The following is a 16,763-nucleotide window of genomic DNA, read 5'->3' as shown; positions in this document are numbered from 1 at the left end:
GGCTAAACTTTCTCAATAAAATTCTAATACATAACTTTATTATTGTGTCGCTACTTAATTTTAAAATGCACCCTTAAGTTAGTCTGTTATCTAACTTTTTAGGATGCATTTTATTATATTTTGTTATTTATTTTTGTTTTCTATGTGATTTTCTTTATCTATTTGAGATAATTTAGTATTAAGTTTTTCTTGATATTTTTGTGGATCAATATTTAAAGAGGCTGTGTTTGAAACCGGTGCAAATCCACCGAAACCAGGGAAGAAACTAGTAATTGGAACCGAATTTCTTAATTTTTCTTGTATTGTTGTATAAAGATCGTTTAATCTTTTTACTTCAAGTATAACCTCATTGTTTTCTTTTTTTAAAATTGCATTAGTTTTTCTTGTTTCTTCATCAACAAATTTAAGTAATTTCTTATTGTCTTTTGTTTCTAATATTTTAATCAACTCTTTAACTTGAGAATAAGCATTTTGTAAAATGTAAATATCTACTCGTAAATCTTCTTTGGTATATTTGCTATCTAAATTACTATTTGGTAAAGGTTTTTTAATGTTTTCAAAAAACTCATCTAGACTGTTTGGATGTTTAGAATCTGTTGCTCTATCGTAGAGACTTAACGATAGAATCTCTTTATTAAGTTTTTCGGCTAAGGTTCTAGGTCTTGTTGCGTTTAGGTCTTGTTCAATTCTTTTAAGATATTTTTCTAAACTAAAAGAACTAGCATATCCATCATTTGTTTTAAAACTACTTTGTGAACCTGCTTGGTATCCTATTCCTGGAAGGATAACAAAATCAGGAATTGAATTATTTAATTTATCAGTTAATTTTTTGGTATTATCATTCAATCAATCTACATCAAGTTCCACCATTTTTTTGTGCCCAATATTTGTTTCTTTAAAAATTGTATTTAATATATTTTTCTGACTTTGAAGGTATTTTTCTAATTCTTGATCATTATTTTCATTAACTTTTTTAGCTAAATTTAAAACTTGTGAATATTCATTTTGTACAATTCAAACGTCAGCAAGGAAATCATTTCAAGTGTAATCACCATTAACTTTTATATTTGTATTATCTAATGGTTTTCTAACATTTGTAAAGTATCTATCAAAATCATCTTGTGTTGAAACTTTGCTATAAAGAGTTAATTTAGCAAGATCTTCTTTGAATTTTTTAGTTAAAGGTTGTAAAGTAATTGTTGTTTGAGCATCTTCTTTACCTTTAGTTGGAGTATTTGTAGATGGAGTTTTGTGGGCGTCTTTTGAATCATTTAGCGAATTAGATGATGAACCCGATGTATTTTCCGTTGGTTTTTTAGTTGATTCTTGCGTTTCAGAAATAGGGGTTTTAGGAGTTTTTTCACTTCCTTCTGGTTCTGGTGTTTTGTCTGGTGTTTTGTCTGGTGTTTTGTCTGGTGTTTTTGAACATGATACAGCGCCAATCACAAAACTTGTAGGGACACCTAACATCAATAAAATCTTGATTTTTCTATTTCTTTTCATAAGTCAAGATTATATAACTTTATATTAAAAAGTTATATTTTTTCTTATCCGCATTTAACTAATCATGTAAATGATTTTATGATAGTTTAAATCTGTATATTTTTTATACTAATGAGATTTAGTAAATTCTGTTTGTATATTTAAAAAACAGGCCCAATTAGGTCCTGTTTGCATTGCTTTCTATTTTTTTGTAGTTTTTTTTGCTTCGTCAGCTATTTTTTGAAGTTTCTCTTGAAGTTTTTGTTTATATTTACTTTCATCGATATTATTAGATTGAGAATTTTTATCTTCTTCATAAAAACCAAATCCTGGAAAGTGAATAATAGAAAGTGAGTTATTTAATTTTGAAGTTATTGTCTTATAAAGATCATTCAATCTTTTAACATTAAGTTTTACATCATTGTTTTCTTTAATAAAAATTGAATTTTGTGTAGCTAAGTTTTTGTTTATAAATTCAAGTAGTTTTTTATCATCATCTTCTTGTACAACATTAATTAATTCTTTTACTTGAGAATAAGCATCTTCTAAAATGTAAATATCTGCATTTAATTCTTCTCTAGTATATGAATTATTTAAGTTTTTATTTGGTAACGGCTTTTTAAGGTTTTCAAAATATTTTTTAAAACTTTCTGTATCTTTCATTTTGTCATAAAGACTTAGATTAGGAATTTCTTTACTAATAGTGTCTAATAATGTTTCGGGTCTAGAAGCCTTACTTTTTTGATCAAGCTTACTTAATCATTGTCGTACAGCGTTTTCTCCTGAACTTGTTGAAGACTTTGGAGAATTAGTAGCATTTTGTTTTTTATTTAAATCACTCGGAATAAAACCTATTCCTATAGCATGTATAAATCCAGGAATAGAGTTAGTTAATTTATCAGTTACTGTTTTGGCAATAGAATTTAATCAGCTAACATCAAGTCTAACAACCTTTTTACCTGCTCTATCTACTTCTTTGAAAATTGTGTTAAATCTTGTTTTTTCTCTATTGATGTATTTTTCTAAATTAGCATCATTATTTTCTTTTAGAACTTTAACTAAATCCCTTACTTGCGAAAATGCATTTTGTAAAATTCAAACGTCAGCAAGGAAATCTGATTCTGTGTAGTTGCTAGTAAAATGTGAATTTTCAATAGGTTTTTTAATATTTGTAAAATATCTATTAAAGTCTTCATCAGTTGAAACTTTTTTGTAAAGTGTTACTTCTGAAAGTTCTTTTTCAAACTTTTCAGATAAAGGATGTACAGTTGATTTTGCTTGAGTTTCATCTTTGCCTGTGCTTGGAGTGTTTGCAGGTGGTGTTACTGGTGTAGGAGTTGGGTCAATTGGGGCAGGATTGGTGGTAGTGTCATCTTTTTTAGAATCTGCTGGTTTTGAAGGTTCTGAAGTAGGTTTTTCTGGTTTTTTCTCAGAATCTTTTGAAGCTGAAGGTGTAGTAGGTTTTTCTTTAGTGGGGTTAGTCGATGGTGGGGTTATAGGTTTTTCTTTTTCAGGAGTACTTGGTTTTGGATCTGTGGTAGTTTTAATAGGTTCTTTTGGTTGTTCTTGTCCTGGTTTTTTATCTGCTGGTGGTTTTGGCGCTGGTGTACTAGTTGTTGAATTAGAACATGAAACTGAAGCAAGCATTAACGCAACAGGGGTCCCAAGTACAAAAAGACTTTTTAATAATTTATTTCTTCTCATAATTTTAAATTATATAACTATTCGCTCAAATATATGTGGATAAATTTCCACATTTCCACAAATTTTTCATAAAAAATAGATAGAATTATTAATTCTATCTAGATAATTTTAAAATCATTAATCGTAAACGTGTTCAGTGATTTTGGTATTTTCAACCACAAGGTATTTATCACCTTTTTTCACGCTAAAAGGTAATAGTGCCATTTGACCATTTTTATGATCGGCTCTAACTTCGTTGAATAATCTCTTTGATTCTAATGATACGTAAACGCCAGAATATATACCAAATCCATTGATTAATAATTCATCATCAACAATTCCCACAACAGTTGAATTTGGTCTAAATTTAGCAACTTGTTTAATTAAAGTTCCGGTTTTTGAAAGAACTATTACAAACTTATAATCACCACTTTTAGTACGATTAGCTATTGAGTAAGCAATCAGGGTTCTTACGTCATTAGCATCTGAATTTTTAAGGTTCATATCAAGTTGCTTGTCATAATATTGTCTTGAGTAAAATTCGTTTTCAGCTTTTTTACTAATTGCTGTCATGGTTTTAACAGCTTCAAGCGGGAATGAACCATTGGCACTTTCCCCTGAAAGCATGGTTGAATCAGCCCCAAGTTCCACAGCATAGTAAACATCAGTAACTTCAGCACGAGTTGGGTGTGGAATTTTTTCCATTGAATCAAGCATTTGAGTTGCTACAATTACTGGTTTACCAGTTTCACGACATTTTCGAATGATTCTTTTTTGATAATAAGGAACATCGTAATAAGGAATTTCAAGCCCTAAATCACCACGTGCAACCATGATTCCATCTGAGTATTTAATAATTTCATCAATATTTTTTACTCCAAGATATGATTCAATTTTAGAAATAATTTGAATGTGTTTCCCGTTATTATCGTCAAGAACTTTTCTAAGTTCAAGCACGTTTTTTGCTGAATTAACAAATGAAGCGGCCACATAATTAATTCCGTTTTTAATTCCAAAGATAACATCATCAATATCTTTTTGAGCAAGGAATGGTAAGCTAAATTCTACTCCTGGAAGATTGATACGTTTATTAGTTTTAAGGACATGATTATTTTCGGCTCTAACTTTAACAAATCCTTGTCCAACCTCAACAACTACAGTGGATAATTTCCCATCATCAAGTAAAACTTGATTTCCATGTTTTAAGTCCTTAGACATGTCATAAGCAACAGTAATCTCAGTTTGAGTTCCTTCAAAATGTTCATATTTATCTTGAGTGGTATAAATAGTAACTATTGAGTCTGCTTGAATTAACTGGGCTCCATCTTTCATTTTTCCTAATCTAATTTCAGGACCTTTAGTATCAAGCATAAGTGATAAAGGAACTTTTAAATCTTGTGATACTTTTTTGGTGAGTTCAAATTTATTAAATTGTTCTTCATGGCTACCGTGTGAAAAATTAGCTCTTACACAGGTCACTCCATTCTCGATTAAAGAGCGCAAAATCTCATAATTATCGCTTGAAGGACCAATTGTGGCAACTAATTTTGTTCGTTTTTTTACATTCATTTTTACTCCATTATTTACGTATATTTAACATTTTAAATTTTACCAATTTATCAATTGAATTTTTGGGCCAATTTAAAAAATTTAATTTTAGCCTTAAAAAATGGTAAAGTTTCCATATTTTTTACTTGACTCTTGCGTTAAAAAATAGTGCCAAAAAAGCACTAATTTTTAAATTCGTTTTTATTAATTTTCAACTCACCTACATAAGCTAATTCTTGATTTGAAGAATTGATGAAATATTTAAAAATATATTGATTATCTTTTTCAACAATATCTTGAGAAATTTTGTATGTGTATGTGCTAGGAACATTGTCTAGTTTAATATCTCTAAAACTTAGTGTTTTCAGATCAAAAGATCTTTTGATCTGATCAATTGTTAGTTCAGATAATTTTTGACTTGTCCCACTAAGGGTTATTTTTGATCCTCAAGCACTTTTAAAATCAAAATAATTTTTAAAATTTAAAGTTTTTTCGATACCGAAAATTTGTTCACTTGATGATGATAAAGTGGTGGTATTATTCAATTTATCAGCAGAAGCAAAATTAACTTTTGCCACTAAATATGGTTTGATTTTAATTTGATCATCTTTAAATTCAATTTGGCTTTTTGAATAATCAATTGATGTTGAAATTGGCAGATCATAATTAATAATTGACTTAATTAAATTACTTTTGTCTTGCTCATTATCTTTTTTATATTGATCACTAATTTGTGAGAAAGAATTAAAACTTAATAATCCATCCATATTAATTTGTGCAGAATTAGTGTATAAAAAGTTTTTTTGATTATCAAAAGTAGCTTTTTTAAATCCTTTTAAAGTAAAGATTTTTTCTGTGTTTTGTCTAGTTCCAATTTTAGAAATAAAATCAGCTAAAGTAACTTTTAAATATAATTCACCTTCAACATCATTAGCATAAGATTCAAAACTAATTACATACTTATCTCTAAAAGCATTAAGTAAGGTTGATTTTTTATCAATTAAATTAAAATCTCTTTTGTCAATATCATTTTGATTAGGGATCGTGTCAAAAAACAATTGTTCTGCTCAGTATTTTTTGGAAATTTGAACATCACCAGTTTGATTTTGAGTTGCATAATGTGAAGCAAATTGCTCCTTAACTGCATTTGAAGATTTAAATACAAAATCATCCAAAATATGATCTTTGTTAACATTGCTTGATCTTTGAGTAATAACAGCCGAAACAGCAATAGTAGTGATTAATAAACCAGCTGTGGTGGAACCGAGCAATCAAAATTTGATTTTATCAGATGTTTTTTTCATTTTCTGCTCCTAAAATACTGTTGATAAAATTAATTAAATCAGCAATTGCGAATTTGGTTTGACTTGAGACAAAATATGTATTTTCAAATTGATAAGTTTTAGTTCATTCTTTGTTATTTTTAATTAGTTTACTTTTTTCTGATTGTTTCAGCTTGTCTACTTTGGTATATACAATTGTAAAATTAATTTTATGAATGTTTAAAAAATTAATTATTTGCAAATCAATTTTAGTTAATCCATGACGGGCATCAATGAGCAAGAATAAATTTTGCAAGTTTTTACGATTTATTAAATATTGCTCAATCATCAACATCATTTGCTCTTTTTGTTGATGTGAAATTTTGGCATATCCATATCCAGGTAAATCAACAAAAACAGCTCCGTGTTCGTTTTCGAAAAAATTAATTAATTGAGTACGACCGGGGGTTTTTGAAACTTTAGCTAATTTAGAATTATTAGTTAAGGCATTAATTAAACTACTTTTACCGACGTTTGAACGACCTCAAAATGCTACTTCACCATTTGCATGTTCATACCAATTTGTTTGATTAGATGAAGATTTAATAAATTTAAACATGTTCTTTGTTCATTCTCTCTCTATGTCTGATTAATGTGGATGAATATTTAACGCTTTTATAATTAGGAATAATTAAAACTGTTTCTAATTCATTATTTAAAAATTTATTCCCAGCTGCTAATTCAATTTCATAATTAAAATCTTTAATATTGCGGGCACTGCGAATGATAAATTTAGCTTTGAGTTTTTTAGCAAAAATAGCAGTTAATTGATTGGCATTAACTAGTACTTCAACGTTTTTAAATTTAGCTATTTTTTGTTTAGTGTGCTCAAATCTTTGATTAATATCGCTTTGATTGCTTTTATCTGGATTAACGCTAACAATCACATAGACTTTATCAAATAATAAAAGAGCTTTTTTTAAAATTTGAATATGTCCGGTATGAATCGGGTCAAACGAGCCAGGATAAATGGCAATTCTAGTTTTCATATAGTTTTAATGCATCTTGAGCAATTAAAAGCTCTTCGTTTGTACGAATTACATAAACAGGAACTTCACTTTGTGGTGTAGTAATTAATTGATATTCACCAATTTTCCCTTGATTAATTTCCTTGTCTAAAGAAATATTTCTAAAGTGTAATTTACTTAACACTTTTTCTCTAATCAATGCTGAGTTTTCACCTATTCCAGCTGTAAAAACAAGTGCATCAATTTTTCCGCCTAATTTGTTAAAGTATATTGAGGTATAATCAGCAATTTTTTGAGTGTATAAATCAATGGCAAATTGTGCATCTTGGTTTCCTTGAGATGCTTTTTCAGTCACATCACGCATATCCGAAGAAATTCCAGATACTCCTAATAATCCACTCTCTTTGTTGAGCATATTAGTAAATTCTGAAATACTCATTTTGTTTTGTTTCATCACAAATTCGTGAATTGATGGATCAATATCACCTGAACGAGTTCCCATCATAATTCCAGCTAGCGGGGTTAATCCCATACTTGTGTCAAATGATTGCGAATCTTTCACAGCACAAAGTGAAGCTCCGTTTCCAATGTGCAAGTTAATAAAAGTAACCTTATCTTTATTTAAAATCTCTTGTAATTTTAAGGTAATAAAGCGATGGCTAATTCCGTGAGCTCCATAACGTTTAATTTTGTATTGTTCGGTTAAAGTTTTAGGAATTGGATAAGTTGAATTAACTTTATCAATAGTGGTATGGAAAGCTGTGTCAAAATTAGCGCTTAATTTGGCATTAGGAAACACTTTTTTAAATCCATTCATTGCTTGAACAGCTCCAGGATTGTGAAGAGGCGCATACATTGAGCAATGGTCGATAATTTCAATTGCCTTATCATCAATTTTTGATGATTTGCTAAAGAATTCTCCACCCTGTACCACTCTAAATCCAATGTATTCAATTTCGTTTTTATCTTTAATTAAATTAATTTCATGCATTAATTTATATACTTCTTCAACAGCCACTTCATGGTTAGGCATTGAAACTTCTTTTTCGTGTTTTTGGTCAGTTTTAATAGTAATGTTACCTTGTGGCAAAGTAATTCTTTCAGCTAAACCTGTGGCAATAACATTTAATGTGTCTTTTTCAAACAGACTCATTTTTATCGAACTACTTCCGGCATTAATAACTAAAATTTTGTTCATGTTTATTTGTTCCCTTCACTTTGCAATGCGGTGATAAGTACGGTATTAACGACATCACTTACAGTTGAACCTCTTGATAAATCATTAACTGGTTTTTTAGTTCCAACTACAACTGGTCCAATGGCTCCATAACCAGCAAATCTTTGCACTAGTTTGTATCCAATATTTCCGGCATTTAAATCTGGAAAGATTAAAACATTAGCTTTTTCTGAATAACTTGCATCTTTATATTTACTTTTTCTAATTTCTAAATCAATCGCTGCATCAAGTTGAATTTCTCCAATTGCCTGATTGTTTGATTTTTGATTAAATAAATCAGTCGCTTCTTTCACTAATTCTGATTCAGGTGTTTTAGCTGAAAAACTGGTTGAAAATGACAGAAAAGCAACTTTAGAATCAAATCCCATTTGTTGAGCAAACTCTTGAGCATTTAATCCAATTTCAGCTAATTGTTCAGCGTTTGGTTTAACGTTAACTGAAATGTCTGAGAAAATAAAATTACTTTCATCTTTGTGCATAATCATAGCTGATGAAATGGTTTTAGTTCCTAGTTTTGGACCAATCGCTTTAAATGCGGCTCTTAAAATATCTGCGGTAGCATATTTTAATCCACCTACAACTCCATGGGCCTCATCTAATGCTAAGAGCATCATTGCATAAAAAGGACGAGTTTCTAAAGCTTTTTGAGCTTGCTCAAGGGTTTCTTTTCCTTTTCTTAATTCAAGATATTTATTAGTTAATAATTCTAATTTTTCTTGGTCTTGGAAAATATTAATAAATTCAAGCCCATCAACTTTATGTTGATTGTTTTCAACTAATAAAATGGTTTTAATGTTTGAAAATTTTTGTAATTCACGTGCAGCACTAACCATTCTTGGGTCATCTCCATCAATTAAAACAATGGTTTTTACACTACTTAAATTTTGAGTTTTTTGTTGTAATGCTAATTCAAAATTCACAATTACTCCTTTGTTAAATATATATACTATTTATTTTATATTTTTCTTGAAATATACGTTAAAAAACGTTATAAAGTTGTTTAGGGAGTGTTTAAAATAACTTCAAATCATAAAAATTAACTCTTGATTACCAAGTTAAGAGATTAAAATAAAAATCAATTTCTAAATATTTAAATTAGAATATTTATTAAGTAAAATCAAAAAATTATATAAGGAGTGCAAAATGAAAAACATTTATTTCAAAATCGGGGAGCCTATTTCAAATGTTGCTCAGATTTCTTCTATTCTTTCTACCAATATTGATCATAGAATTTGAACTAAACTACCTGATAAATTTAAAGAGCAAGATGCTCATAAAAAATTTGCATTTAAATTTGCAAAAGATTTGCTGTTAACACACAATCAAGCGATAGAAAGAATCGCGAAAATAATAACAAACAAAAAACTCTTATCTATTAATTTTAATGAAATATTAACAAAAAGTGATGTACGTGAATTTAAGAAAGTATTTTTTGATAAATTATTGGACGAAGGAATTATAAATGACGAAGAGTATGGAAGCAGAATATTTACAGATATTACAAATGAACAACTCGAAAAACTAAGAAAAGAATTAAAAAAAATAGCTGATGATGCAAAAAAAGCTGTTTTTTATAAACAATTCGAAGGTAAAAAAATTGATAAAGTACTTAAAAGAGTTACCTTAAACGAGCAAAAAAAATATGCAGTTAATATTATTCCTGGGATCGAAAACTCCAAAAACTTTTCGGTTGAATACAGCAATTTAAAAAAGAGTGCCGCTAGTGCTATTAAACTAAAAAACGAATTAGAGAATAATTTAAAATATTGACTCGATCAAAAATATCGTTTAGTTGCCGCTAGTATTGGTGTAGGAATTGCTTCGGTTTTTTGCACAATTTTCTCTTTTGTAGTTCCTCTTTTAAGTTTTGCTTCGTTTGCAACTGCAGCTACTTCTATTGCACTCAGTATTCAAATTTCGACAATTAGTAAAAACATTTCAGCCGCTGAAGAAAAAGTGAATTTTTATAGATCTTTAACCACTAATTCTGAAAATGTAGGAGATGCTTTAAAAAATATTCACAATTATTTATGAAATACAATATCAATTAAAAATGGCGTTTTTGGTATTGCCAAAACTCTAGCCAGTGATAAAAAATTTTTTAACAAATTGGGTTATCGTGAGGCAAGTGCTTTTTCAAAAGGTTTTGCACTCTTTTCCGTTTCAAATGATATAGCTGAAATAGCCTTAAGTGCCATTGAATTACATAATATTAATGATAAAATCAAAGAAATAAATAAAGAAGAACAAGAAATAAAAAGTAATTTAGATGGTATAAGAAGTAGATTAGAACATTTAAAAGAATATAAATGAGTTGTTATACACGAAACTCCACAAACAAATTATTACTGAAAAGGTGGAAGAGGTGGAAAAAATTTAGTTTTCAAAAACCTTGAAACAGGAGAAGAAAAAACCATTTCTCAAATGCTTGCGTATAACGATAGGCAATTAAGGGATTGAGGTCTTCAAAGAGTTCACGACCGTAAAAGAGGGGATTATATTAGAAAAATCAGAAATAAAATAAAAGCAGATAATTTAGGATAAATCTAAAATGTTCAATTACGTAAGTTCATCAACAATTGTTTATACTTGTCTAGCTATTATACTTCCCAATATATATTTAGTTGCATACTACTTTTATTTAATTCATATCTATCTACCCAGATGGACTTTTCTGATTAATATTTCTGATATAACAATGCAAAAAATAAAATTAAATTCTAACAAATGAATTTCAGATGAAAATTTTAAAAATGGTGTTTTAGACCTTATAGCCAAAAATAACTATAATAAGAAATTAGCACTTTTTGAATTGTTTTTTCATATTTTTGTTTTTGTGGGCTCTTTTGCTTTTTGGATTATCGGAAGTATACTCGATTTTGAATTCATATTAATGGTTCATATTTTTGTACCTTTGAATTTTATAGTACTTACTGGTTGATGAATTGTCTTTTTAATGATATTCATTGGTAAGGTAGAACAATTTAAAAAATATGTGAAAAGATATGTTATTTCTGATTTTAGTTTTGAAAAATCAGAACGCAGACAAAAAAATTTTAAACCTATAATTAGAAATAATGTTTTTGTTTTGTCAACTGAAACCGTCTTTAATAGAAAAAATAAAACAATAATTATTGATGAGGGAGTTATTAAATCGGTTTTGGGAAAACAATCCAAATCGATTATGTATCTTTATATTTATGATCTTGATAATTTTAAAGCACCATATTTTGTGTTTGATAATCAAAAAATGATCCAGAAATATTACGAGGCAAAATGATAATTTTTTTGTGTGTTTCTAATTTTGTTTTTCTTTTGATTTCTTTATATTTATTTAAAGGTTTTTGAGTCAGAAGAGCAGAAAATGACGTCATAAATATTGTTATGCAGAAAATAAAATTTATTTTAAAAAACAATTTAAGGGTGCATAAGTTGTTTTATCAAGCAATTAAGGATGTTGACTCTTTAATTCAAAAAGGAAATAAAAAGATAATCATGTGTAGTTTACCCTCTGTTTTTTGGATTGGATTTCTTTTTTTGTTTTTATTAATTACTGATTTTTATAATCTTCTTGAATACGAAAATAAGGTAACAGGGTGGGTTTTTTGATCTGCTTGAATTGTTTCTGTTTCGTTTGTGGTTATTTATATATATTTTAGAAATGTGAAATTAATTAAAATTAAAAAATTGGCTAATTCATTGATAATTGATAATGATTCAAAATTATTTGCCATTGAATCAGAATTAACAAACTTTACAGTTTTTAATCACAATGATATATTTAAAAATTGTCAAGGCAGAAATTATTATTCCTCAGGAATTGATCAAAACATAGAATTATCTTACATTTATTTTTCAAAAACATTAAAAGCCAGATGAAGTTTTTGATTAAATCGAGACATTTTATCAAGTTTATTTAATGGTAATAAACTTAAAGCAAGAGCGGTTCATTATTTATTGATTGTATATTCTAATGACAAAAATCAAAAATTTTACAACCCTGAATATAAAGAAAATATTAAGTATTTTTTAGATCTTGAAAAATATTATCAAAAATAAAAGATAATTAAAATATATATTAAAGTAAGTGCCCTAAGTAAATATAATCGTTATATTTCATGATTTTGTGATTTTTGTCTGTTTATATCTCTTGGTTTAATATTTATAAAATAAGATGAAATTTTTATAGAACAATTTGGTATTCATTAGATTTTAAGGAGAAATATGTTTGAAAAAGCAGTGGTTGATATTGGTGGAACAAACACAAGATTCGCTATAATTGAAAATAATCAAATCATTTTTAAAGATAAATTTGCAACTAATCCAGAGAATGCTTTTGAGACATTAAACAGGATTATTGCTCTTGCTCAAAAATTCAAAATCCAAGCTTTAGCTTTGTGTTTGCCTGGTCCAGCAGATTATCAAAACGGAATTATTTTAGAAACTCCAAATTTACCAAATTGAGCAAATCTGAATGTCAAGCAACATATGCTCAATAATTTATCGCTTGAAAAGATTGTTTTTCAAAACGATGCTAATGCTGCTGGTCTTGGAGCTCATTATCGATATAACAAAGTTGGAACTTATACTCAGTTTTTTACGCTAAGTACAGGTTTTGGTGGTGGTTTAGTTATTGATCATAAAATTGTTTCTGGATATAATTTTCAAGCTCAAGAACTCGCTAAACTACCTTTAGGACCGCAAGCTCAACCTGCTTTTCATTTATCTCCATATGCAAGTGAAATCTATTTATCAGGAAGTGGCTGGGCTTTGCAAGCTCAACAAAAAGGTTATCAAACTAGTGCTAAAGAAATTTTGCAAGATTATCACAATGGCTTAACTTATGCCCAAGAAATTATTGATAATGCAATATTTACATTAACCAAAGTTATTGCCACCAGTGTAGCATTTATCAATCCAAATTTAATTGTGTTTTCTGGACCAATCAGCGTCAATGCTCCATTTATTATAGAACAAGCATTTGCCAATGCAAAACAATTAATGTGAGCATCTCAAGCACAAGTGTTAGACTATAAAATTGATCAATTAGGGGAGGATTTAGCTCTGTTTGGTTTAAATGAGCTAATTTAATTATGGTATTAGAAGATTTTGAACCTATAACAGATGCTCAGTTTATTTGATCGTATATTAGTTTTGGAATTAGTCTTTTCTTATTAATTCTTATATTTGTTAATTTTTCTTTTTGAATTAAAAAAAGCAGAAAAAATGTAATACACAAAAAAATCTTTGAATTGGTTTCAAATAGATTTAATAATTTTAATGCTAAAAATGGAGATATATCTCTAAATCAAGTGTTTTTAATTGCTTATCAAGATGTAAAAAATAATATCCATATAATTAATAAAAGAGTTGTTTGATTTATAATAATCAATACAGCTTTGGTGTGTTTACAGTTTATTTCGTCTATAACCATCTTTCTGGCCTTGAAATTTCCATTTACTCTGGAGAATATAAGAGTTAAGACTAGTGGATTCTACTTCCTTTTTGGAGGTGCTGCAACTTTACCTTTCTTTTATTTTTCTGCATTCAAAGATTATACTTCTAAGAGCAAGATTGAATTATTTGAGCAAATGATTAAAAATATTAAATTTGATAATAGCAAGTTAATTCCTTTCTATGAACATAAACAAAAAGAGAAAACTTTTAACAAAATTAAAATAATAAAAATGAATGATATTGAAATAGATATTATTGAAATAATTCAAAATTTTCCAGATAAAGCTTTGCAAATGTTGTATTTTGTAGTGGCTGGAGCTGAACAAAACTTAAATATATTAGAATTACAACCTGAGCAGCGTGAATATATTTATGAACAAATGAACAGATTATTAGGGCAAGAAAATTAATATTTTTGACTCTAAAATAAATTAATTATTAAATCAAAAAGACGAAAAATCTTCGTCTTTTTGATTTGTATAAAATACAATTAAAAATATAAAAAGAAAGGAATATTAATAAGATGAAAAACTTATTATTTGGATATATTGGCTCAATAAATAAAATAAGCCGGCTTGAAAAAATTTTAACAAAAAATTAAATAAAATAATTGAATATACAGATTCAGAATTAAGAGCTTGAAATCTCCAAAAAGTTTATGATAGAAAAAAGGATTTTATATCCGAACAATTAAAAATGATACCAAATTAGATAATTTAGGGTAAAAAAGTTGATATATGTTTTCTACCGAGTGAATTTTAATTTATATTATTTCCATTGTTTTTGCTTCTTTGATGTATTATTCTTTTCAATTAGTATTTCCTTTGTTTCTTAGATTAAAATTTTTAATCAATTTAATTGATCTTTTAATTCTTAAATTAAAAATTAATGCTAATAAATGAACATTAGATGAAAAATTTACACAAAGTATTTTGTATTTTATAAAGAAAATAAAAAGGAATAAAAGGATTGTATATTTTGAATTAACATTCCAATTGTGTATTTTTATTTTATCTATTTGTCTCTTAACTGTAATAAAAATAGATTATCCTAGTATAGAAGCTTTTCTCAGTCTTTTAATTCCTATATTTTTACCAATGCTTAATTTATGATGAATCCCTTTTTTAATAATATTTATTTTCAAAAGTAAACAAATAGAAAAAAATATATCAACAGCAAGTAATTTGAGCCTTAAAAAAATTAAAGCAGAAGCAAGACAAAAATTCCCTAAAGATGATTTTACAGGGCTTCCTTTTATCATTATAACTAAGCAAATTTTTACTAAAAAAGTCAAAACCATGATATTGAATGAATATACTATCAGAGAGCATTTAGGAAAACAGGCAAAATCAATTATGTATCTGTATATTTATGATCTTGATAATTTTAAAGCTCCGTATTTTGTCTTTGATCATAAAGATATGATGCAAAATTATGGTAATTCAAGATTATTTACTTATTTTTTCAGGATTTTTAAATTTTCTTATTTTCCTTCTGTATATAATTATTAACTTTTTTACTTGACTAAGAAAGTTAGATAGTGATATGCTCAAAATAGCTTTGAAAAAATTGATTTTAGTATTAAGCAGAACATTCCTGTTAATTCGCTATTCACTCAACCACTTGATAATATCGAATTATTAATTAAAAAAAGAAATAAAACTATTTTATATTTAAATCTTCAGTTGTTGATTTGATTTTTCTTTGTTTTGGCTTTTATAATTGCTTGTTTTATTTATGATTGAATGCCTTTATATACAACCTATAAACTGAATTGGTTTTGATATTTGAGTGATTTGATTTTCTCGTTGAATTTGTCTTATTATCTCAAGAAATACACAAATAAAACAGGTGAAAAACTTAGCTCAACAGCTTATAGTTAATACAGAAGCTAAATTATTTGACCTAAAATGAATTTGCAAGAAATAAACGTATCACATAGAACAAGTATTTGAGAAGGTGAAGAAATAATAAATTATCGTCTTTAAGATATTCATACAGATTTTGAAACATATACCTACTATGCTCACGATAAAACCAAAACTTTGTTTAATAACAATAAGCAAAGTATCCTTCTTAACCGTGATATATTATCAGGTCAATTTAATGGTGATAGAGAAAAAGCTCGGGCTGTTCATTATTTAATGCTTGTGTATTCTAATTATCAAAATGAAGAATTTTATAATCCTGAATATAAAGAAAATATTAAGTATTTTTTAGAATTGGAAAAATACTATAAGAGTTAAAACAAGATTTTTCTTGTTTTTCTTTTATCCACATTTTTGCTATAAATGAGTATTTTTTAATATAATTAAAAAATGAAATACGCAAAAAACGATATTAGTAAAACACAGGAAATTATTGATTATTTGCTTGAATTAATTAAAAGTAAAAAGATTCCAGTTAACAAAGTTATGCCGTCTGAACACGCACTAATGAATCGCTTTGAATGTTCACGTGGTGTGGTGGTGAGTGCTTATAATAAATTAGCGGCCTTAGGGGCTGTTTATTCAATTAATAAACGTGGTCATTTCGTTGCTGAAAACTTTCATAATTTAATTAAGCCACTTTCATACATGCTTAAGTGTGATCAGCAAATAGGCGTTGAAATTACAAGTAAAGCAGAATCGCCAAAATGATTTGAAACTAAAAATATTATATTTCTCAATGGTTATCGTGTTTTTGAAAAAGAGTATTTTAAAGATGGGATTAAAATCGCTGAGGGAATTACATATGTTTCAAGTGATTTGTTTAAAATTGTCCCTGAAATCAACTTAAACGAATCAATTACTGACATTTTATTAAATAATAAAATGCTTAATAATATTATTTATTTCTTAGAATATCAAAATGTTAATAAATTTGGTTTTGAGAAATTAGTTGCAATTAATTTTTACGGATATGATACTGAATCTATTTCTATTGCTGGTACTTTATATGTTCACCCAGATCACTTTCAATTTTTCCACCAAGAATTTGGAGCTGTAAACAAAATTTCGTAAGAATTCCTTATAAAAATACTATAATTTGATAATATTAAAAAAACAGGCTTTATAGCCTGTTGTT

General features: G+C 27.5%; 16 protein-coding genes. 8 read left to right on the top strand and 8 right to left on the bottom strand.

What is annotated here, in order from left to right:
* Nucleotides 1-123: 123 nt before the first annotated feature.
* The 8 genes from NPA11_RS00625 to NPA11_RS00590 form a co-directional block, all read right to left on the bottom strand.
* Complete coding sequence (locus NPA11_RS00625) at nt 124-1,503, bottom strand: hypothetical protein (RefSeq protein WP_257043705.1); 1,380 nt, start codon at nt 1,501-1,503, stop codon at nt 124-126.
* Nucleotides 1,504-1,683: 180 nt separating this feature from the next.
* Nucleotides 1,684-3,186, bottom strand: a complete 1,503-nt coding sequence (locus NPA11_RS00620; protein ID WP_257043704.1) for a hypothetical protein — start codon at nt 3,184-3,186, stop codon at nt 1,684-1,686.
* A 117-nt stretch (nt 3,187-3,303) separates the two neighbouring features.
* Nucleotides 3,304-4,734, bottom strand: a complete 1,431-nt coding sequence (pyk, locus tag NPA11_RS00615; RefSeq protein ID WP_257043703.1) for a pyruvate kinase — start codon at nt 4,732-4,734, stop codon at nt 3,304-3,306.
* 161 nt (nt 4,735-4,895) lie between these two features.
* Entirely contained in the window at nt 4,896-6,017 is a 1,122-nt protein-coding gene (locus tag NPA11_RS00610) for an MAG1430 family protein (protein ID WP_257043702.1), read from the bottom strand.
* Nucleotides 5,998-6,594 (bottom strand): ribosome biogenesis GTP-binding protein YihA/YsxC, encoded by a 597-nt coding sequence (gene yihA, locus NPA11_RS00605; RefSeq protein WP_257043700.1) that lies wholly within the window; start codon nt 6,592-6,594, stop codon nt 5,998-6,000. Before yihA ends, NPA11_RS00610 begins: the two co-directional genes overlap by 20 nt.
* On the bottom strand, nt 6,587-7,024 hold the full coding sequence (gene coaD, locus NPA11_RS00600; protein WP_257043698.1) for a pantetheine-phosphate adenylyltransferase: 438 nt from the start codon (nt 7,022-7,024) through the stop codon (nt 6,587-6,589). Before coaD ends, yihA begins: the two co-directional genes overlap by 8 nt.
* A complete protein-coding gene (locus tag NPA11_RS00595) occupies nt 7,014-8,201 on the bottom strand; it encodes an acetate/propionate family kinase (protein ID WP_257043697.1) in 1,188 nt (395 codons plus the stop codon). The genes coaD and NPA11_RS00595 overlap by 11 nt, the downstream gene beginning before the upstream one ends.
* 2 nt (nt 8,202-8,203) lie before the next feature.
* Entirely contained in the window at nt 8,204-9,160 is a 957-nt protein-coding gene (locus NPA11_RS00590) for a phosphate acetyltransferase (protein WP_257043696.1), read from the bottom strand.
* A gap of 223 nt (nt 9,161-9,383) precedes the next feature.
* Here NPA11_RS00590 and NPA11_RS00585 point away from each other — a divergent pair, with 223 nt between their 5' ends.
* The 8 genes from NPA11_RS00585 (at nt 9,384) to NPA11_RS00550 (ending at nt 16,699) form a co-directional block, all read left to right on the top strand.
* The gene (locus NPA11_RS00585; protein WP_257043695.1) at nt 9,384-10,784 is read left to right on the top strand and encodes a hypothetical protein; all 1,401 of its coding nucleotides are present in this window, start codon (nt 9,384-9,386) and stop codon (nt 10,782-10,784) included.
* A 154-nt stretch (nt 10,785-10,938) separates the two neighbouring features.
* Nucleotides 10,939-11,523, top strand: coding sequence for a hypothetical protein (locus tag NPA11_RS00580; RefSeq protein ID WP_257043694.1), 585 nt, complete (start codon nt 10,939-10,941; stop codon nt 11,521-11,523).
* Between the two features lie 101 nt (nt 11,524-11,624).
* Nucleotides 11,625-12,299 (top strand): hypothetical protein, encoded by a 675-nt coding sequence (locus tag NPA11_RS00575; RefSeq protein WP_257043693.1) that lies wholly within the window; start codon nt 11,625-11,627, stop codon nt 12,297-12,299.
* Nucleotides 12,300-12,464: 165 nt separating this feature from the next.
* The gene (locus NPA11_RS00570; protein ID WP_257043691.1) at nt 12,465-13,331 is read left to right on the top strand and encodes an ROK family protein; all 867 of its coding nucleotides are present in this window, start codon (nt 12,465-12,467) and stop codon (nt 13,329-13,331) included.
* Between the two features lie 221 nt (nt 13,332-13,552).
* Nucleotides 13,553-14,107: a hypothetical protein gene (locus NPA11_RS00565; protein ID WP_257043689.1), complete on the top strand. Its 555-nt coding sequence runs from the start codon at nt 13,553-13,555 to the stop codon at nt 14,105-14,107.
* Nucleotides 14,108-14,434: 327 nt separating this feature from the next.
* Nucleotides 14,435-15,208, top strand: a complete 774-nt coding sequence (locus NPA11_RS00560; protein ID WP_257043687.1) for a hypothetical protein — start codon at nt 14,435-14,437, stop codon at nt 15,206-15,208.
* Nucleotides 15,209-15,742: 534 nt separating this feature from the next.
* Nucleotides 15,743-15,943, top strand: a complete 201-nt coding sequence (locus NPA11_RS00555) for a hypothetical protein (RefSeq protein ID WP_257043685.1) — start codon at nt 15,743-15,745, stop codon at nt 15,941-15,943.
* Between the two features lie 72 nt (nt 15,944-16,015).
* Nucleotides 16,016-16,699 carry a GntR family transcriptional regulator gene (locus NPA11_RS00550; RefSeq protein WP_257043684.1) on the top strand — a complete coding sequence of 228 codons (684 nt, stop codon included), beginning with the start codon at nt 16,016-16,018 and terminating at the stop codon, nt 16,697-16,699.
* Nucleotides 16,700-16,763: the final 64 nt, after the last annotated feature.

Origin of the sequence: Mycoplasma sp. 1578d, from assembly GCF_024582695.1 — a bacterium.
Classification (GTDB): domain Bacteria; phylum Bacillota_I; class Bacilli_A; order Mycoplasmatales; family Metamycoplasmataceae; genus Mycoplasmopsis.
This window is presented reverse-complemented; position numbering and strand designations above follow the sequence as displayed.